General features: G+C 59.8%; 16 protein-coding genes. 8 read left to right on the top strand and 8 right to left on the bottom strand.

Annotation, left to right across the window (positions count from 1 at the left end; translation table 11 throughout):
- The first annotated feature begins 36 nt into the window (after positions 1-36).
- Genes AC1DE4_RS19010 through AC1DE4_RS18990 form a run of 5 tightly spaced genes read left to right on the top strand, consistent with a single transcriptional unit; the run spans position 37 to position 4958 of the window.
- Positions 37-996, top strand: coding sequence for a carbohydrate ABC transporter permease (locus AC1DE4_RS19010; RefSeq protein WP_477882508.1), 960 nt, complete (start codon positions 37-39; stop codon positions 994-996).
- Complete coding sequence (locus AC1DE4_RS19005; protein ID WP_477882505.1) at positions 993-1883, top strand: carbohydrate ABC transporter permease; 891 nt, start codon at positions 993-995, stop codon at positions 1881-1883. Before AC1DE4_RS19010 ends, AC1DE4_RS19005 begins: the two co-directional genes overlap by 4 nt.
- 11 nt (positions 1884-1894) lie before the next feature.
- Positions 1895-2992: an ABC transporter ATP-binding protein gene (locus AC1DE4_RS19000; protein ID WP_477882503.1), complete on the top strand. Its 1098-nt coding sequence runs from the start codon at positions 1895-1897 to the stop codon at positions 2990-2992.
- A 33-nt stretch (positions 2993-3025) separates the two neighbouring features.
- Positions 3026-4189 carry a mandelate racemase/muconate lactonizing enzyme family protein gene (locus tag AC1DE4_RS18995; protein WP_477882501.1) on the top strand — a complete coding sequence of 388 codons (1164 nt, stop codon included), beginning with the start codon at positions 3026-3028 and terminating at the stop codon, positions 4187-4189.
- Positions 4190-4211: 22 nt separating this feature from the next.
- Positions 4212-4958 carry a ribonuclease activity regulator RraA gene (locus AC1DE4_RS18990; protein WP_025660642.1) on the top strand — a complete coding sequence of 249 codons (747 nt, stop codon included), beginning with the start codon at positions 4212-4214 and terminating at the stop codon, positions 4956-4958.
- 242 nt (positions 4959-5200) lie between these two features.
- Here the strand turns inward: AC1DE4_RS18990 and AC1DE4_RS18985 are convergent, their stop codons facing one another.
- The 6 genes from AC1DE4_RS18985 to AC1DE4_RS18960 all read right to left on the bottom strand — a co-directional run bounded on the left by AC1DE4_RS18985 (position 5201) and on the right by AC1DE4_RS18960 (position 11920).
- Positions 5201-6100: a sugar phosphate isomerase/epimerase family protein gene (locus AC1DE4_RS18985; protein ID WP_025660641.1), complete on the bottom strand. Its 900-nt coding sequence runs from the start codon at positions 6098-6100 to the stop codon at positions 5201-5203.
- Between the two features lie 83 nt (positions 6101-6183).
- Positions 6184-7122, bottom strand: coding sequence for an ABC transporter substrate-binding protein (locus tag AC1DE4_RS18980; protein ID WP_018856007.1), 939 nt, complete (start codon positions 7120-7122; stop codon positions 6184-6186).
- Between the two features lie 65 nt (positions 7123-7187).
- Positions 7188-8162 (bottom strand): ABC transporter permease subunit, encoded by a 975-nt coding sequence (locus tag AC1DE4_RS18975; RefSeq protein ID WP_037217105.1) that lies wholly within the window; start codon positions 8160-8162, stop codon positions 7188-7190.
- A 22-nt stretch (positions 8163-8184) separates the two neighbouring features.
- Positions 8185-9747, bottom strand: a complete 1563-nt coding sequence (locus AC1DE4_RS18970; RefSeq protein ID WP_477882499.1) for a sugar ABC transporter ATP-binding protein — start codon at positions 9745-9747, stop codon at positions 8185-8187.
- Positions 9744-11150, bottom strand: a complete 1407-nt coding sequence (locus AC1DE4_RS18965) for an FGGY-family carbohydrate kinase (RefSeq protein WP_477882497.1) — start codon at positions 11148-11150, stop codon at positions 9744-9746. Before AC1DE4_RS18965 ends, AC1DE4_RS18970 begins: the two co-directional genes overlap by 4 nt.
- Complete coding sequence (locus tag AC1DE4_RS18960; RefSeq protein WP_025660637.1) at positions 11147-11920, bottom strand: DeoR/GlpR family DNA-binding transcription regulator; 774 nt, start codon at positions 11918-11920, stop codon at positions 11147-11149. Before AC1DE4_RS18960 ends, AC1DE4_RS18965 begins: the two co-directional genes overlap by 4 nt.
- A 175-nt stretch (positions 11921-12095) precedes the next feature.
- Between AC1DE4_RS18960 and AC1DE4_RS18955 the strand changes: the two genes are divergently transcribed.
- Genes AC1DE4_RS18955 through AC1DE4_RS18945 form a run of 3 tightly spaced genes read left to right on the top strand, consistent with a single transcriptional unit; the run spans position 12096 to position 15306 of the window.
- Positions 12096-13163, top strand: a complete 1068-nt coding sequence (locus AC1DE4_RS18955) for a class II aldolase/adducin family protein (RefSeq protein ID WP_477882494.1) — start codon at positions 12096-12098, stop codon at positions 13161-13163.
- Positions 13160-14443 (top strand): FGGY-family carbohydrate kinase, encoded by a 1284-nt coding sequence (locus tag AC1DE4_RS18950; RefSeq protein WP_477882492.1) that lies wholly within the window; start codon positions 13160-13162, stop codon positions 14441-14443. The genes AC1DE4_RS18955 and AC1DE4_RS18950 overlap by 4 nt, the downstream gene beginning before the upstream one ends.
- Complete coding sequence (locus tag AC1DE4_RS18945) at positions 14440-15306, top strand: TIGR01459 family HAD-type hydrolase (protein ID WP_477882490.1); 867 nt, start codon at positions 14440-14442, stop codon at positions 15304-15306. The genes AC1DE4_RS18950 and AC1DE4_RS18945 overlap by 4 nt, the downstream gene beginning before the upstream one ends.
- A 217-nt stretch (positions 15307-15523) precedes the next feature.
- Here the strand turns inward: AC1DE4_RS18945 and AC1DE4_RS18940 are convergent, their stop codons facing one another.
- On the bottom strand, positions 15524-17122 hold the full coding sequence (locus tag AC1DE4_RS18940) for a GMC family oxidoreductase (protein ID WP_477882592.1): 1599 nt from the start codon (positions 17120-17122) through the stop codon (positions 15524-15526).
- A gap of 38 nt (positions 17123-17160) precedes the next feature.
- Positions 17161-18690: an FGGY-family carbohydrate kinase gene (locus AC1DE4_RS18935; protein ID WP_477882488.1), complete on the bottom strand. Its 1530-nt coding sequence runs from the start codon at positions 18688-18690 to the stop codon at positions 17161-17163.
- Positions 18691-18754: the final 64 nt, after the last annotated feature.

The following is an 18754-nucleotide window of genomic DNA, read 5'->3' as shown; positions in this document are numbered from 1 at the left end:
CAGCCGGTTTGCTCAAAAGAACAAGGGTGCGGCACAGTGACGATCTTGACTGGCAAGGCCGAGGTTAGCCGAAGACTGCACCCCGACAGGCCCGGCGTGCTGCGAAAGATGTGGGAGCATCGCGCCGACTACGCCTACGTGCTTCCCGCGATTGCCGTGATGCTTGTCGTCATAGCCTACCCGATCTACTACACGATCGAGCTGTCGTTCTTCAATACACCGCCTGGCCTGCAGCTTCGGGACAAGATCTTCGTCGGCCTCGACAACTACATCGCCATCCTCACAAGTCCGGTATTCTGGAAGGTCACCTCGAACACTCTCATCTGGACACTGGGATCGACCTTCATCTCATTTGTCCTTGGATTTGCCTGTGCCCTGGCGCTCCATCGCGACTTTGTCGGCCGGGGCATCCTGCGTGCCATCCTGATCATTCCCTGGGTCATCAGCGCGGTTGCCGCGTCCTATATCTGGAAGTGGATCTACCATTCGGACTTCGGGATCATTGGCGCGGTGCTTGTCGGCCTCGGACTGGCCGACCGGCCGCCGAATTTCATCGACAGCGTCAGCACGGTGCTGCCCTCGCTGATCGTCGTCAATATCTGGCGAGAGTTTCCATTTGCGATGATCATGATGATGGCCGGCCTGCAGACGGTTCCCGACCAGTTGCTGCGCGCCGCAAAAGTCGACGGGGCCAATGCATGGCAGCGGTTCTGGCACGTCACCTTTCCGCACCTGAGAAACGTTTCGACGGTGACGATCCTTCTGCTGGCTGTGGCCAACTTCAATTCCTTCATCATCCCCTGGATCATGACCGGCGGCGGGCCGTCGAATGCATCGCATATCTGGATCACCCACATCTATGAACTCGCCTTCGGCCGCCAGCGTTGGGGGGTGGCATCGGCCTATTCTGTGCTGCTGTTCCTGATCCTGATGTCGCTCGGCTACTTCTACGTCCGCGCACTGAGCGGCAACGAGCAGAAGGATGGAAATGAATGAGCACGATTGCCGAAACTGCTCATCGAAGCCAGGCGCGTCGCCGTAGGCGCATTGATGGATGGCGGTGGGGCGGACGCATCTTCCTTGTGTTCATGCTGCTTTACACCGCATTGCCGATGATCTGGATGCTGATCACCTCGATCAAGTCAGGTTTCGCGGCCATGCAATTCCCGCCGCAATGGTGGCCGGACCAACCCACGCTCGCCAGCTACCAGAAGCTGCTCGACCCGCAAAACAGCGTCGGCCAGGACTTCCTGCGCTTCTTCTGGAACAGCCTTTTCGTCGCCACCGCCACAACCATCCTTTCTGTGATCGTGGCAGTTCCTGCGGCCTACGCCTTTTCACGCTTCACCTTCCCGGGCCGGAACTTTCTGTTCTTCACCGTCTTGCTTCGGAACATGTTTCCGGCAGTGATCTTTCTCGTACCGCTCTTCATCCTGATGCGCGCGATCGGACTCGTGAACACGCATGGGTCGCTCATCCTCACCTACCTCACATTCGGCCTGCCGCTGGCAATCTGGCTCCTCAAGGGCTTCTACGACAACATCCCGGTGCAACTCGAGCAGGCGGCGCGCATCGACGGGGCCACGCGGTTCCAGGCATTTATCCTCATCGTGATGCCGCTCTCGGCGCCAGGCATCATCGCCACGGCGATCTACTCCTTCATTGGCGCGTGGAACGAGTACATCTACGCCTACACCTTCCTATCCAAGAACGAGCAGTTGACACTGCCCGTCGGCATCCAGCGCTTCTTTTCGGAAAATACAACGGACTTTCCGGGCCTGATGGCGGCCAGCTTCATGATGAGCGTGCCCGTCGTGGTCCTGTTCCTCGTCCTGCAACGATACTTCGTACGCGCACTCACGGAAGGCGCAGTCAAGCACTAGGGGAGTTGCCGGTGGCCCACGTGGTCCTCAAGAATCTGGTCAAGACCTATGGCAGCTTCAAAGCTGTCAACAATGTTTCGCTGACGGTCAACGACGGCGAATTCGTTGCGCTTGTCGGCCCTTCAGGCTGCGGCAAGACAACCACACTCAATCTCGTGGCGGGGCTCATCCCCATCACCTCCGGCGACATCGTCATCGGCGACCGGGTGGTCAACGATCTCGACCCCAAGGACCGGGACATCGCAATGGTGTTCCAGAACTACGCACTCTATCCGCAGAAATCGGTCTATAAAAATCTGGCGTTCCCGCTGCAGATGCGCAAATTGCCAAGGAACGAAATCGACAAGAAGGTCAGGGAAGCAGCGCGAGTGCTCGACATGACGCAGCTGCTCGAGCGCAAGCCACGCGAACTTTCGGGCGGGCAACAGCAGCGCGTGGCGCTGGGCCGCGCCCTTGTTCGAGATCCGGCGGTATTCCTGATGGATGAGCCACTCTCCAACCTCGATGCAAAGCTGCGCGTGCAGATGCGCTCGGAGATCAAGCGCTTCCACCAGGACCTCAAGGCGACGGTCATCTACGTGACGCACGACCAACTCGAAGCGGTGACGATGGCCGACAGGATGGCGGTGATGAATGGCGGCTACCTGCAGCAATACGATTCACCGGCAGAGGTCTTTGCCCATCCGGTGAACATGTTCGTCGCGAGCTTCGTCGGCAGCCCGGCAATGAGCCTTGTTCCGCTGGAGGCATCAACGGCAAGCGGCAATACTGTGCTGACCAGCCCGGAGGGGTGGTACCTCGAGCTCTCGCCAATCAACGCCCAGAAGGTCGCAAGGGCAACAACCAGGAAAGTCGTGCTCGGCGCACGTCACTCGACGATCAGGCTGCACAAGAGTGCGATGCCTGGCAGCGTCCCTGCCAAGGCCTACACGGTGGAGCCGACCGGGGACGTCACCTTCGTACAGGCGTTTCTGTCTGGAGCCATCGTCAATGTCAGCGTGCCGCCGACCATTGCCGTGGCGCCCGACGAACAGATCTGGCTCGAGTTCGATCAGGAGCGAATGCATCTGTTCGACGGCGAAACGGAAATGGCCCTCAAGGCCGACTGAGACCAAGCGGATGCGTGTGAACCGAGGGCGTGGATGACCACGAAGTTTAAGATCACGGCGATCAAGCCCTATCCGGTGTGGGTCGGAACGCGCAACCAGATGCTGGTCAAGGTCGAGACCGACAACGGCATCTTCGGCTGGGGCGAGAGCGGCTTGAGCGGTCGCGAGAAGGCCGTGGCCGGCGCGATCGAGCACTATCGCGAGTTTCTCATCGGCCGCGACCCGATGCAGATCGGTCGGATATGGCAAGAAGTCTATCGCAGCCAATACTTCGAAGGCGGGCGCGTTCTGCAGGCGGCGATTTCCGCCATCGACATTGCCCTTCACGACATCAAGGGCAAGGCGCTGGGGGTGCCGGCATACGAACTGCTGGGCGGCAAGCAGCGCGACCGGATTCCGACCTTCGCCTCGACCGGCGACGAGGCCGAGGGCGATGTTGCCATCGAACGGGCCCGCGAACTGCGCGCACAAGGGTGGCAGGCGATCCGCTTCTTCCCTGTCGGGCAAAACAGCAAGGACATCTTTGAGCCGCGGGAGTCGATCGCCGCGACCGCAACTATGCTAAACAAGGCGCGCGAGGCGCTGGGCGACGAGGTCGTCCTCGGCATCGACTATCACCATCGGCTGTCGGTGGCAGAGGCTGCGAGCTTCTGTAACAAGCTCGGCCGTGGCGTGCTTGATTTCCTCGAGGAGCCGATACGCGACGAGACACCGGAAGCCTACGAGTCCCTGCGCAGGATGACCGACATCCCGTTCGCCATCGGCGAGGAATTTGCCAGCAAGTGGCAATTCCTGCCCTACATCGAGCGTGGCATCCATCAGTTCAACCGGCTCGATGTTTGCAATGTTGGCGGGCTCACCGAGGCGATGAAGGTCGCCGGCTGGAGCGAGGCGCACTATGTGGACCTGATGCCGCACAATCCCCTCGGCCCAGTCTGCACCGCCGCGACCATCCATCTCGCCGCCGCGGTACCGAATTTCGCCTGGCTCGAGACCAGGGCGCCCGAAGCAAAGCTGGGCTTCGACAATTCCGACTTCTTCCCCGTGCAACCAAGGCTCGACGGCTCCGACTATCCGGTCAGCGATCTGCCAGGGCTCGGCGTCGAGGTCAACGAAGAGGCAGTCAAGGCAGAGAGCTTTCGTTTCTGGGAAGCGCCTCACCTGAAGCGCCGCGACGGTTCTGTCACAAACTGGTAGTTTCATCCAACGGGAGCCTGGAATGACACATATGCCCGAGATTACGCGACCGCCCAGAGAGATGATCGACGCATTGAAGGAAATCGGTGCCGCGACGATCTCCGGCACGCTAGGCCACATGGGCTTCCGCAATCCGCACATGGTCGGTCCCGTGCCGCAAAATCACGGCAAGTCGATCGTCGGGCCGGCCCTGACGCTTCAATTCATGCCGCAGCGGCCCGACCTCTTCACCGAGGGAGAATATGCAGATCCGGAGACGCAGTTGCACCGCCATGTGCTTTATCACGTGCAGGAGGGCGATGTGGTCGTCGTCGATGCGCGCGGCGACATGAGCTCGGGGGTCTTCGGCGATATGATGTCGACCTATTTCAAAGGGAGAGGCGGCGCTGGCATCGTGATCGATGGGTGCATGCGCGACCGGCCCAATGTCGAGAAGCTGGATCTGCCTCTATGGCTGCGCGGCTGGACGCCCAACTATCATGTGCAGACCGGCATCTATCCCAACGCCGTCAACGTTCCGATTGCCTGCGGCGGTGTCACGGTAATCCCCGGAGACATCATCGTCGCCGACGATGACGGGGTGGTCGTGCTTCCAGTCGCAATGGCTGCGAGCGTCATCGAAGAATCGCAAAAGCATCACGATTGGGAGGAGTTTTCGCGAATGAAACTCATGGAGGGCGGGTCGTTGCAGCGCTACTATCCGCTGCATGACGATGCCCGCGGAGAGTACGAAGAGTGGCGCAAAACAAATCGCTTGGGAACGACCTAGCCAATGGATTACCCAAGGCGGGCGGCGAACTTTGTCCGGATATCGCCGGCGTCTACACAAAAAGCATGGAACCAAATCTCGCCTGACCGAGCCGCCCAGACGGCGAAAGGACAACCGGTCTGTCTGGCGCCGCACCTCCTGACGAACGGCTATGCGCGAAGCCAGCCGTTCCGGGGACGGTCCGTGCGATTGAAAAGCCGTCACTCCATGCGCCTACGGGTATGCGGTTAAGCGGCCCCTTCCTATGACCACGTCAAGTGCGTCTGCTTGACCAGTTCGGCCCTGCGCTTGGCGGTTTCCAGCCCAAGTTCGACAAATTGACGGGCATGCCTGGCAAGCGCAACATTGTCGTCCCAGAGATTGCGCCAGATGGCAGTCTTCAATGAAAGGTCCTTGTCGACGATCGTAGTGGAGAAGGATTCAAAGGTTACATAGTCATCCCACCCGATCGCCACGAGAGCGTCGAAGATGGTGGCGAAATCGATATTTCCGGTACCGAGGTAACCGCGGTGGCTTTCCCCGATATGGACATAGCCGATCTTGTCCGCGGCGTGACGGATTGCAAGGCCGACGTCGGCCTCTTCGATGTTCATGTGGAAGGTATCGAGATGCAGAAAGACGTTCGCAGCGCCTGTATCTGAAATATAGGCCATCCCCTGCGCCGCCGTATTGAGCATATTGCTCTCGAAGCGATTGACGATTTCGAGGTTTAGCGTAACGCCGGCAGCCTTGGCTCGATCTGCCACTCTCGACAGGGTGGCGACGCTCGTATCCCATCCCTTCTTTGTCAGCGCATGTTCCTGCTTGCCGTGGGCCGAGCTCAGTATGCCGGCAAGCTTGGTACCGCCCAGATCGCGCACGAGTGCCACAGCGCGGTCGAGAATATCCTCGCCCTTGGCAACAACTGCCGGATCATGACTGGAGATGTCACCCTCTGAGGGCAGCCCCATGCTGATTGCGACATCAAGGCCAAGTTCCTCGATGCGAGACGCCAGCCACTTCACGTCCACCTGTTTCGGATCGAGGTACGAAAACTCGATAAGCTTGAACTGAAGTTCGTGGGACCTCGATAGAGCTTTATCGAGCTCATCCTTCGACGAGCCGGCACTCCAGACAAATGAGTGGACACCGATCTTGGACATGGGCAAACCGCTTCCTGAGATTTTCATTGAGGGAAGGCGACCCGCCGTGCACGCGGCAACGGCGGGCCACTCGGGAGGAGACCTTAGCGGGCTGCCGTCCAGCCCTTGTAGTCCTTGAGGTTTTCAGCCGTGATCAACTTCGGGTCGAGAAGCACCGTCGTTTCGGCCGGCTTCTTGCCATTCAGGACGTCGACGGCCATCTTCAGCGAGTCGCCGGCCATGACGTAGGGATCCTGCGAAGCGGAGGCCTTGATCATCGAGTTGCCGCTGGCGAGCGACTTTTCGATATCAGGAGCGCCATCGACTGCGGTGATGAAAAACTCGTTCCGGTTCAACTGCTTTGCGGCAAGCTCTGCGCCAATGCCGGTCGGATCGTTGATTGCAAAAACGGCGTCTATCTTGTCGAAGCGCGTCAGCAATCCCTGCATGATCGCAAGACCACCATCGCGCGATCCCTGGCCGTTCTGGTCGTCAGAGAGGATCTTGATGTCAGGGCTCTTCGACAGGACGTTCTTGCAACCCTGGACGCGATCGAGGATCGAGGACGAGGCCGGGCCGTTAATGATGACAACATTGCCCTTGCCGCTGAGCTTGTCGACGATGTACTGGCAGGCTTCTTCGCCTGCCTTGACGTTGTTCGTCATGACAGTGACGTCTGCACCGGGTGCGGACACGTCAAAGGCGGCGACGATAACGCCGGCGGCCTGAGCCTTCTTGACGGCCGGTGCAATTGCCTTGGCGTCGACCGCGTTGAGCATGATGATGTCAACGCCTGCGGCAATGAAGCTGTCGATCTGCGAAACCTGCTTGTTGAGGTCGTAATCGGCAGAAACGGAGGTCACCTGAACATTCGGATTGATTTCCTTGGCTCGGTCTTCAATGCCCTTGATGGTCGCGACAAAGAATGGATTGCCCAGAAGGCCGACCGAAATGCCGATCTTTTGAAGATCCTTTGCCGCGGCCGGCATTGCAATTGCCGCGGCGAGCGCGGTGGCGGTGAGCAGTTTAGAGATCATGCGCATGCTTTCCTCCTTATGGCGCCTCCTGCGCCTTTGTTATCCGGTAACCCGGTTCCTTCAGCCGCAGCTCAGGTGCGGCTAAGCCCTCTCAGCCTGTAGCGGTCGAGCCCGACGGCAACGATGATGACAAGTCCCTTGATGATGTACTGCCAGATGTCGGAAACCCCGACGAGGATGAGACCGTTCGACAGGACAGCGATGATCAAAGCCCCTATCAGCGTGCCCCAGATCGACCCGACGCCGCCGACGAAACTGGTACCGCCGAGAATGACGGCTGCAATCGCGTCGAGCTCATAAGCCTGGCCAAGCTGCAATCCGTTTGCCGCGTACAGGCGGGCCGCCGACATGACACCACCCAGGCCCGATAGCAGGCCCGACATCGAATAGACGAACAAAAGCACCAGCGGCACTTTGATGCCCGTGAGGCGTGCAGCCTCGACATTGCCGCCAACAGCGTAGATCCAGGTTCCGAGGACCGTCCGCTTGAGGATCACCCAGGATACCAGGATCGTCACCAATGCGATGATCGCCAGCCATGGCACGCCGAACAGATTGCCGTTGCCGATGAAGTCGAAGGGCAGATCGGGATTGAAGACGGTCGTGTCGTTGCCGAGAAGACGGGCAATACCGCGCATTGCCGTTAGCGAACCCAGCGTGACGATGAAGGGCGGGAGTTTCAAGAACGCGATGATAACTCCATTGATGAGGCCGCATGCCAGTCCGACAGCGATTGCTGCGGGAATCCCAAGCATGCCGACATCCGGCCACAGCGAAACGATGACACCGACCATGGCTGAGGCGGCAAGGATCGATCCGACGGAAAGATCGATGCCGCCCGTCAGGATCACGAATGTCATGCCGGCCGCAAGCACGGTGTTGATCGACGCCTGCTGCATGACGATCGACAGATTGTTGACGCTGAGGAAGCGACCGCTGAGAAGATGAAAGCCGACGGCCAAAAGAATGAGGACGGGTAGCATACCGAGGGCCGTCAAGGTCGACCTCAGCCTCATCCTGTCTGTTGCTGTCTGTCCGCTCTGCATTGCGCTCATTTCAGGTTCTCTCTTATGTCGCGCTCATTGTGTCTCGACCGACCGGACCGGTCGAAAGGGCCATGATGGTCTCCTGCTCGATCGGTCGGTCCGGCGATGCGACGACCTCGCCGGCGATGTGTCCCTCGCGCATCACCAACACGCGGTCGGCGATACCAATCACCTCGGGCAGATCGCTTGAGATCACGATGATGGCGATGCCGCTTTCGGCAAGCTCGTCGATGATCCGATAGATTTCCGACTTCGCACCGACGTCGACGCCGCGCGTCGGCTCATCAAGGATGACGACCCGCGGCTTGGTCTCCAGAAGGCGCGCCAGCAACACCTTCTGCTGGTTGCCGCCCGACAGGGCCCCGGCATTGATGGACGTGCTCTTCGTTCGGATCGACAGGGACGAAACGGCGTCATCGGCACGCTTCTTCGCCTTGCCGAAATCGAGGAACCCGCCTGGTCGCGCATCCCTGGCGATCACACCGACATTGATGTTCTCGTTGATCGTCATGTCGAGGAACAGGCCAAGTGCCTTGCGATCCTCGGTGAGGTAGGCAATCCCGGCATTAAGCGCATCGTGGGGGCCGCGCAGCGAAAGCTCCTGACCGTTCAAGGTTACGACGCCGGTGGCCTTGTGGTCCGCACCGAAGATCAGTCGCGCAAGCTCCGTGCGGCCTGAACCGACAAGGCCTGCGATGGCCAGCACCTCTCCGGAACAGGCATCGAAAGAGCAATCGTGCACGCGCCGCCCGTCTCCCACATTCTTGACGGCAAGCACGACCTGGCGATCGTGCGCGGCAGCGCGGTGCTCCTTTTTATAGAACGACGACAGGTCGCGGCCGACCATCATGGAGACGAGCCGCTCGGCCGACAGTTCGCTGCGCTTCAGCGTTCCAACATAGGCACTGTCGCGAAGCACGCTGACGCGGTCTGCAAGCGCGTAGATTTCTTCCATGCGATGGCTGATGTAGATGATCGCAATTCCATGTGCCTTGAGGCTGGCGATCACCTCGAAAAGCTTTTCGGTTTCCCGGCTCGTCAGCGATGTCGTCGGTTCGTCCATGACGATGATGCGCGCGTCCGTGGTAAGAGCGCGGGCAATTTCGACCATTTGACGCTCGCCCAAGGAAAGGGACGACACAAGCTGATTGGGAGAAAAGCCGATGCCGAGGCGCTTCAGAATGGGCTCGGCGCGCTTCCTGATATCCGCGCGGTCGACGAACCCAAGACGTGACGGCTCTTCCCCGAGAAACATGTTCTGGGCGACAGTCAGATTGGGAGCGAGCGACAGTTCTTGATAGATCACCGCAATGCCGTTGGCTCTTGCCTTGATCGGGTCGCCGGTGACCGCCGGCCGGCCGCTGACCAGAATCGTACCGCCGGGATCCGCGAGGTAAGCACCGGAGAGAACCTTCATCAGCGTCGACTTGCCGGCGCCATTCTCCCCCATCAACGCATGAATTTCACCGGGATACACAGTCAAGGAGACTTTCGTCAGTGCGCGCGTATTGCCGAAGGTCTTGCTGATGTTCCGCATTTCGAGAACGGGAGTAATTTCCGGGGACGATGCTACAACTGGGTTCATCGGATCCCCTCGCTCAGCATGGCCGGCGGCGACACGTCACGCCTCGGCTCTATCGCACGTCGCCTCCATTCCCGCCTGTAGTCGCCAAGGCCGGCGATCTCGACGGCACGGATACGCTCACACTCATTTTTGAAGGGCCGGACATTGGACTGGCGAAATACGAGCGCAGCCGCCCCGAAGGCGCTGCCTTCGGGATTTGCACTGGTAAAGACGGTCTGATCCCGCAAGGCCGCAAGCAATGGTGCATAGAGGTCGGCCTTGACCAAGCCGCCATCGATCACAATGTCGTTTTGCGAATGGATAAGATCGAGTGACAGATCCGTCATCAGGATCACGTAGAGCAACGCCACGGCCGCCCGCTCCTCGCCGTCAACGGCTGGTCCGAGGAAATGACCTTCTGAACCCGGAAACGGCCCACCGGCGGCGAAAGACGGCAGGGCGAAGCTGCCCTTGGCGATGACCGCTTCTACCGCTTCGATACTGATCGGCTTTGTCCAGCCTTGGCTTGCCACGTCGTATTCGCGACCACCCATGAACCGGATCGTTGCGGCAGGTGCATGGTCTACCGTGACATTGGCGAGCATGTCGCGCTCACGATCGAGGGCATTCAAAGGGCACGCCTGATTGAAGATAATCACCCAGGTGCCAGTCGAGATCAGCGTGAAATCGTCAAAGCCGACGGACCTGTAGTAGAACAGTGCGGAATTGCTATCATGGACACCATTGTGGACCATAACGTCCACAGTTTCGCCTGTTGCCGTGACGGGGTATGTCCCAAGTGACGAACCTGCCGACACAAGATCAGGCATTTTCGCGCGCCAACCCTCTTGGTCGACGAGGCTGCTGAAGTCATCGGCCAACGGTGCCCAGAGATGGGAATGGCAAGCGAGATAGGACACTTCGGAGGCGGCGCGGCCGGAGAATTTCCATGACCAGAATTGAGGGTAGGCAAGGATCGCATCGGTAGCGTCGAGCGTGCTCGGATCCCTGTCCTGAAGCCACAGAATGTGGCGGCCGTAGTTCAACCCGAGCGGCAGACGGGGTGAGTAGGTTTCAGAAAACGGTGGAATGAGCGGATCAATCCTGGCTGCGACCGATGCCGGAGGCTCCTGTTCGTAATCAAGTATCGGATGGCAAAGTTCGCCTTTTCCGATCAGCGCGAACGTGCAGCCATGCGCGGAAAACGTCACATGGCGAACGCCATGCGCTTCGACGGCCTGGCCGAGCTCGTCCTGCATCCAGGAAAAAAGAGCTTCGTCATCGAGGACATGAATGTCGCCGTGCTCGCGCCACACCGGCTTGGCGCGTCGCTCCGCTACGACATCGCCCTTGCCGTCGATGACGAACAGCTTCGAATTGGTCTTTCCGAGGTCAAAGACCGCAACTGGACAATGCTCTGTCAAACGACGCCTCCGACATCTGCGATGAGGATCGTCACACCGGCATTCTCAAGCATCTTGGCGTTTGCATCGGACAAACCGTCGTCCGTCACGATCGTTCCGACGCGCGACAGCGTCAAAGCCAGGTTACGTGGCTGAATGGAAAACTTTCGGCTGTCTGCCAACAGCACCACTTCATCAGCACAGGTGCTGAGCTCGCCGATCGCCTTGACGAGCAGCGGGTGTGACTCCAAAAGCCCCTGTGAATCGATGCCTTGCGTGCCAACGAAGAATCGCGAAGCGAAGTAATCGGGCGCACCCGAAGCCGGATCATGAATGATCCCCGGCTCGCGATAGAGTTCGCCGCCTGAAAGGCTGAGATGGCAGCTGCCGTGCTCGCCGAGGTAGGCAGCAAGCGGCATCGAATTGGTATAGATGCGCAAGTTGCGGCGAGCCAGAAGCACGCCCAGTTGAAAGCAGGTAGAACCGGCATGAACGATAATGGAGTCACCGTCCCGCACCAGCGAGGCGGCCTTTTGCGCTATCGCGCGCTTGGCCTCGACCGCAATATCGCGGTTCTCGTCGTATGGTCGGGCCGCAAGCCGGCCGCCGACTTCGAAAGCCGAGATCCCTCCGTAGACCTTCTTGGCTCGCCCTGTTTCGTGCAACTTGTCGATATCGCGTCTGATGGTTGCCGGGGAAACGCCGAGGCGGACTTGCAGGTCGCGAACCGAAGCGAACGGTGTTTCGCGAAGAAGGTCGGTGATGAGTTTATGCCGGCTGGCATCGTTCACTGTGTTTTCCTCCCGGCCGCTCCCTGCCGATGATTAAAGATAATCACAACGAAACCTCATCCGCAAGTCAATGTGACGTAAAAACTTCATCATTGACGATATTCAATCGCTTACATACGATCGGTGAAAAATTCGCTCATTATTGTGAGTGAACATCTCAAACGCGGAGGTCTCGATGGCGGTAGGTAGCTCGGAGGGCGAGTTCAACCGGTTTCTGGCGCTGTCGAAGCAGATCGGAACCGACATCCTCAAAACTCAGGGAGCAGGCGGGAATACCTCGCTTAAGGATGGCGATACCATGTGGGTCAAAGCATCCGGCACCTGGCTCGCTCAGGCCGGGGATCGCGATATCATGGTGCCGGTCCGTGTCGCGCCGCTCGTCCAAGCCCTTCGCAAAGGCGACCAACGCGCCGAAAAGGCCACCGATTTCGTTATTGCGTCACTGAATACCAGCGGCCTGCGACCATCCATCGAGACCAGCTTTCACGCGGCCTTGCCCCAGGCAGTCGTCGCCCATTACCACTGCGTCAACTCGATCGCGCTCTCGGTTCTGAGAGATCGCGATCGGCTCCTGAAAGCAAGGCTGGAAGTGACCGGGTTGAATTGGGTGACGGTTCCCTACAGGCGCCCCGGCACGCCGCTTGCCCGCGAGGTCGACTTGGCGGCCACAACGCGTCCCGACGTTTTAGTCCTCTACAATCACGGCATCATCATTGCCGGGGCCACCATTGACGAGGTTGCGCGCCGCATCGAGCAGGTCTCCGCTGCACTGGAAATGCCTGAGCGGCAAGTTCCCTCCCCGTCCATCGAGACACTCGAGCGGCTGAGCCGGGAAAGCAGTTACTCTCCAGCAAACGACATCGAGAGCCATCAGCTAGCACTCTCACAGGAAAGCGTCCGGCTGGCGACAGCCGGTTCGATGTATCCGGATCACGTGATTTTCCTCGGCGTGAAGATCGGCCTCCTGGACGCAGACCAATCCTTGAGCGCTTACCTCGAAAGCTTGGCACTGACAGGAGAAAGCCCGCCGAAAATGATCATCGTGCCTGGCTCCGGCGTACTCTTGTCGAACGAGTTGACGGCTGGCGGCCAGGCGATGGCTCGATGTCTTGCAGAAGTCGTAGCACGCATCCCCGACGATTCCGATGTTAACTATCTTTCCGAAGCGGACGAAAACGAGCTGACAAACTGGGAGGCTGAGCAGTACAGGCAGGCGCTTGACCGCGGAGCCGTGACCTCGTGACAAGCTCGCCCAATCCATTGCCCGCAACTGTCATAGGAATCGACATCGGCACGTCCGGCGTCCGCGCGGCCGCAATTTCCGACAACGGTGAGGTTGTTGCTCTCGCCAGCACTCCGTTTTTCACCGCTGAGGAAGGTCGCGCCCCTTCCATATGGTGGGAAAGAACGTCAACCGCGCTCACGCAACTTGCGGCAAAAACAAGCCTTGCATCCGTCGGAGCAATCGGTATCGACGGAACATCCGGAACCGTTCTCGCGCTCGATCGCGTGGGCGAACCGGTGGGCGCGCCGTTGATGTACAATGATAACTGCCCCGATGGCGATATTGTCGAACAGATATCCCGGCATGCGCCGGCCGACAGCCCAGCGAAAGGCGCGAGCTCGGCTCTTGCGCGAGCAATCTTTCTTGCCCGTCAGCCAGGTGTATCCAAGGTCGTCCATCAGGCCGACTGGCTGTTGCTGAAGCTCGGTCTGCGCGAAGCAGCAACAGACGAAAACAATGCCTTGAAGACCGGTTACGACCTGCAACGGGAAAAATGGCCGGACTGGATTGAGATGGCCGGCCTTAATCGCGACCTGCTTCCCAATGTCTACCGTGCCGGTGCTGCGCTCTCGCGCGTCAAAGGTTTCGCTGCCAAGCTTGGCTTTGCAAAGACTTGCCGCTTTCACGCCGGCACGACCGACGGCTGCGCCTCGTTTCTGGCAACCGGCGCCTCGCAGATCGGCGATGGCGTTACCGCTCTTGGCTCCACGCTCGTCCTCAAGCTCGCTTCCGAACGGCCGATCAACGCACCGCAATATGGTATCTACTCGCACAGGGTACTCGATTTCTGGCTCCCCGGCGGCGCCTCCAACACGGGTGGTGCCGTCATCAAATCACTGTTCGGAGATGACCGCCTCGCCGAGTTGACCGCTCGCCTTGATCTCTCGCGACCCACGGGTTTGAACTTCTATCCGTTACTTAAACGCGGGGAACGCTTCCCCTTCAGCGATCCGGATTATGCCCCTCGTCTGGAGCCTCGCCCGGAGGATGACGCAATTTTCTTCCAGGCAGTGCTTGAAGGAATCTCGGAAATTGAACGGTTGGGATATGACAGGCTGGCGGAGCTTGGTGCCGCGCAGCTGAAATCGATCCGAACCGTTGGCGGCGGCTCGAAGAATCCGACGTGGACACGCATGCGGCAAGCCGCGCTTGGTATCGCTTTTAAGCCTTCGAAGTCGACGGAGGCTGCAATCGGCACCGCAGCGCTCATTCTTCAATGGCAAAGGAAGAACCAGTGAGCTCTGTTCCCGAGACATCGCTCGCAAACCTGATCAATCAATACGACTATTTCCTGATCGATCAGTTTGGCGTGCTGCGTGATGACGAGGGCGCCTATGAAGGCGCCGCTGCAGCGTTGCAGAGGCTGAAAGAGAATGGCAAACGGGTGATCGTCCTTTCCAACTCCGGGCGAAGTGGCGACTATAATGCCGAACGCTTCGTTCGCCTCGGTTTCGAGCGTGGCCTGTTTGAGCGGTTCGTGACGTCGGGCGACGTCGCCTTTGATATTCTGTCCCATTCTGAGGACATTCGGCGCGGGATGCGCGCTTTCACAATTTCCAGCGGTGATGACCAAAACCTCGCGGACCGTCTTCATCTGACGACTGTGCCTCGATCGAATGATGCCGATCTCGTTATCATCTCGGGCAGCGAGGCGGAACGCATAGCGCTCGATGTATACCGGCGCATGCTGGAACCCGCAGCGGCCAATCACACGCCTTGCATCTGCACAAATCCTGACATTCACAAGCTGGCGGGCGGCAAGAACGCACCTGGCGCGGGAGCAATCGCGAGGATCTATGAGGAACTCGGCGGCAAGGTCCAGTGGATCGGCAAGCCGTATCATCAAATTTACAGCCACGCCATGTCAGTATGGGGGAGTCTCGATCGAGCAAAGGTCGTCTGCATCGGCGACAGTATCGAGCACGATATCAAAGGCGCAGCCAATGTCGGCCTCGCATCGGTACTTGTGCGCACCGGAATACTGGCAAGCAAGTCCGACAAGGAATTATCCGCGCTCATGAAAAGCTGCGAAGCGGTTCCAACCTATCTCATGCACGAATTTGCCCCGGCAGGAAGGTGCCGTCAGCCAGGCGGCCGCTGACAGCCACCGCGAATGACGTTAGGTGTTTGACGAATTCGGCCGTACACAGACTGCCGACACAATGCTCCAAATCACCGTGAACTGTGTCGATTTCGAAGATCTCTGGTATCCGAAGGTGTACGGGCAAGGCACTTTCGAGAGCTCTTATTGATGCATGCCGAGGCGAGGCGTGATCGTCAGGCGGCGAGATAGTGGGATCAAAGAAGACATCGTCCAGCTATTGCATGCTCAGCGCCATCTCCGCTGCCTTTTCCGCGATCATGATCACCGGGGAATTCGTATTGCCGGACACGATCGTCGGCATGATCGAGGCATCGACAACGCGCAGCTTCTCAAGCCCATGCACGCGCAACTTGGCATCCACCACCGCCATTGGATCGCTTCCCATCCTGCAGGTGCCGACAGGATGAAAGATCGTGGTGGCGATATCACCTGCACGACGGATCAACTCGTCATCGCTCTGATATTCCCGGCCCGGCAGCATCTCCTGCGGTCGAAAACGGGAGATAGCCGTCGTTTCCATCAAGCTGCGCGCATGGCGAATTGAATTTGCCGCGAGCAGCCTGTCGCCCGTGGTCGAAAGATAATTGGGACGAATTTCAGGGGCGACCGAGGCATCACGTGTCGTAATATGCACGGTGCCGCGACTTTCCGGCCGGAGGTTGCAGACGGAGACAGTCACGGCAGGATAACGATGCAGCGGCTCGCCGAGCCGGTCGGTGCTGAGAGGCTGGACGTGATATTCGAGATCGGCGGTAGCGACGGACGGATCGCTCTTGGCGAAGATCCCGAGCTGGCTTGGAGCCATCGAGAGCGGACCGGAACGGCTGATCGCATATTGCAAGGCCATGCCGGCTCGGGTGAACAGGTTGTGGTAAAGTTGGTTCAGCGTGCGCGCACCCTCGATCCTGAAGACGGTTCGGATCTGCAGATGGTCCTGCAGGTTTTCGCCGACACCCTGGAGCTCATGATGCACGGGAATGCCGAGGCTCGACAACACATCCGGCCGCCCGACGCCCGAAAGCTCCAGAATTTTTGGAGAGTTGATCGAACCCGCAGATAGAATGACCTCGCGCGACGCGCGGGCGACGCAGGAGCGGCCATTGAGGCGAAAGCGCACGCCGGATACAGCTTTGCCGTCAAATTCCAGCCACTCGGTTTCCGCGCCTGTCAGCACGCGCAAGTTTACCCGCTTCATCGCCGGGCGCAGGAAGGCTTTCGTCGTGTTCCAGCGCAGGCCGCCCTTCTGATTGACCTCGAAATAGCCGGACCCTTCATTGTCCCCGCCGTTGAAATCTCCGGTCTTGCGAATGCCGAGTTCCTCGGCCGCATCGCGAAAGGCATCGAGGATCGGCCAGGACAGCCGCTGTCGTTCGACGCGCCACTCGCCCCCCGCTCCGTGCAAGGCCGATTTGCCGCGATAATTGTCCTCCGATTTCAGGAACCAGGGCAGCACGTCATCCCAGCCCCAACCGGCATTGCCTGCCTGCCGCCAGCCGTCATAATCCGCCGCCTGCCCGCGCATGTAGATCATGCCGTTGATCGAGGAGCAGCCGCCGAGCACCTTTCCGCGCGGATAGTTGAGCGCCCGGCCGTTGAGGCCGGCCTCGGCCGCCGTCTTCATCATCCAGTCGGTGCGCGGATTGCCCATGCAATAGAGGTAACCGATTGGCACATGCACCCAGTGATACCGATCCGAGCCGCCGGCCTCGATCAGCAGCACCCGGTTACTCGGATCAGCCGAGAGCCGGTTTGCCAGCACGCAGCCGGCCGACCCCGCACCGACGACGATGAAATCGTAAACGCCTTCATCCATTGGCGCTTGTTTCATGGGCGCTTCATTCATGGGCATGGTCACGCTGCAACTCCTGTTGCGAGGCTTCGGGCCTCCGAAAGCCGCCGCCACAGCGGCGTCATCGCCTCGTTAATATCCGTGTAAAGCCTGTAACGGGTGGCGTAGTGGGTCGATAGCACAGCATTGGGCTGATAGTGCCGATCGGTCCGCACCATGGCGGTGGCGCCTTCGGTGAAATCGGCAAACAGCCCGACACCCGTGCCGGCCGCAATCGCAGCCCCGAGCGCCCCTGTCTCCCGCGACACGGCAACAGTCACGGGAACACCCAATACATCCGCAAATATCTGCGGCCAGAGCCTGCTGCGCGAGCCACCGCCAGAGAGCACCGCCTCCTCGAAGTTCGCACCCGCCTTGCGGATGGTCTCGATATGTTGGCGATGACCGAAGGCGACACCTTCGAGAAGTGCCCGGATCAGATGTCCCTTGGTGTGCCAGCCAGCCATGCCATAGAAACCGGCCCGCGCATGGCCGTTCTGCTGGGCGCCATAAAGAAAGGGGTGATAGAGCGGATCATCCGCAGCCGGCGCGACCGCAGCCGCGAGCGCGCAAGCCGCATCGAAGGGCGAGACGCCTTCTGGATGCTCGTCCTCGAAGAATTCCCGAACCAGCCATTCAAGATTGGCGGCCGACGTGGCGCTGTTTTCCATCGCCATGTAGCGGCTGCGGTCGAAGGTAGAGGACATGAAAACCGGGCCATCAAGGTCGGGACCATCGATGATCACCTGATTGATGCTCCAGGTGCCGGCGATGATCGAGGCGCTGCCGGTGCGCGACACGCCCGAGCCGAGCGCCGAGGCGACGACATCGAACAGCCCGCCGACGACCGGTGTGCCGGCCGCAAGCCCGGTCTCAGTCGCGACCTCTTGCGTCACATGGCCGGCGATATCGGCGCTTTCGATCAGCGGCGGCAGCATGTGCATGCTCTCGGCAAGGCCGTAAGCGGCCATCAGCGCCTCGTCGTAGCGACGGGCGGCGAGATCGAGCAGGCCGGCGCCGGACATATCGGAGACCTCGCTGACGCGGCTGCCCGTCAGCCGGTTGACGACGAAATCCTTGGAGAAGAAAACCGTACCAATACGCTGGAAGAGGTCGGGACGATGGCGTTTCAGCCAGGCAAGCAGCGTCGGCGTCTGGGATGGCCAGGGGCGCTGGCGGGCGATCGGTGCGGTGCGGTCGCCGACCCCTTCAGCCGCCCATTCCTCGACAAGTCCGGTTGCACGCGTATCGAGGGACTGGATTGCGATCAGCGGCTGGCCATCGCGATCAAGGGCATAGAGGCCGTTGCCATGGCCGGCACAGCCGATGGCGGCAATATCGGAGGCAGCAATGTCTGCCTTGTCGAGGCACGTGCGGATCACCCGTTTGGCATTGGCCCAGAGTTCGCCGAGATCGCGCTCGACATGGCCGGGGCACGGCATGCGGCTATGGCCCTCCTCCCCGGCATGCGCCAGCTCCCGGCCTTCGAGATCGAAGATCACCGCCTTGATGACGGTGTTTCCGGCATCGAGCCCCAACAGATATTTTGCCATTGCGAACCCCTCCCAAGGTTCTGTCAGTCTTGCGTGGTTTTAGCCGAAAGCCTAGCGCCGATCC

The sequence above is a fragment of the Rhizobium sp. 10N414 genome, assembly GCF_056394785.1.
Note: the sequence above shows the minus strand (reverse complement) of the source record. Positions and strands in the feature narration are given on the sequence as shown.

What these genes read in the sequence shown, in the direction of transcription:
- AC1DE4_RS19005 (WP_477882505.1), top strand. Translation starts at nt 993, where the DNA reads ATGAGCACGATTGCCGAAACTGCTCATCGAAGCCAGGCGCGTCGCCGT.
- AC1DE4_RS18995 (WP_477882501.1), top strand. Translation starts at nt 3,026, where the DNA reads ATGACCACGAAGTTTAAGATCACGGCGATCAAGCCCTATCCGGTGTGG.
- AC1DE4_RS18990 (WP_025660642.1), top strand. Translation starts at nt 4,212, where the DNA reads ATGACACATATGCCCGAGATTACGCGACCGCCCAGAGAGATGATCGAC.
- AC1DE4_RS18985 (WP_025660641.1), bottom strand. Translation starts at nt 6,100, where the DNA reads ATGTCCAAGATCGGTGTCCACTCATTTGTCTGGAGTGCCGGCTCGTCG.
- AC1DE4_RS18980 (WP_018856007.1), bottom strand. Translation starts at nt 7,122, where the DNA reads ATGCGCATGATCTCTAAACTGCTCACCGCCACCGCGCTCGCCGCGGCA.
- AC1DE4_RS18975 (WP_037217105.1), bottom strand. Translation starts at nt 8,162, where the DNA reads ATGCAGAGCGGACAGACAGCAACAGACAGGATGAGGCTGAGGTCGACC.
- AC1DE4_RS18970 (WP_477882499.1), bottom strand. Translation starts at nt 9,747, where the DNA reads ATGAACCCAGTTGTAGCATCGTCCCCGGAAATTACTCCCGTTCTCGAA.
- AC1DE4_RS18955 (WP_477882494.1), top strand. Translation starts at nt 12,096, where the DNA reads ATGGCGGTAGGTAGCTCGGAGGGCGAGTTCAACCGGTTTCTGGCGCTG.
- AC1DE4_RS18940 (WP_477882592.1), bottom strand. Translation starts at nt 17,122, where the DNA reads ATGGATGAAGGCGTTTACGATTTCATCGTCGTCGGTGCGGGGTCGGCC.
- AC1DE4_RS18935 (WP_477882488.1), bottom strand. Translation starts at nt 18,690, where the DNA reads ATGGCAAAATATCTGTTGGGGCTCGATGCCGGAAACACCGTCATCAAG.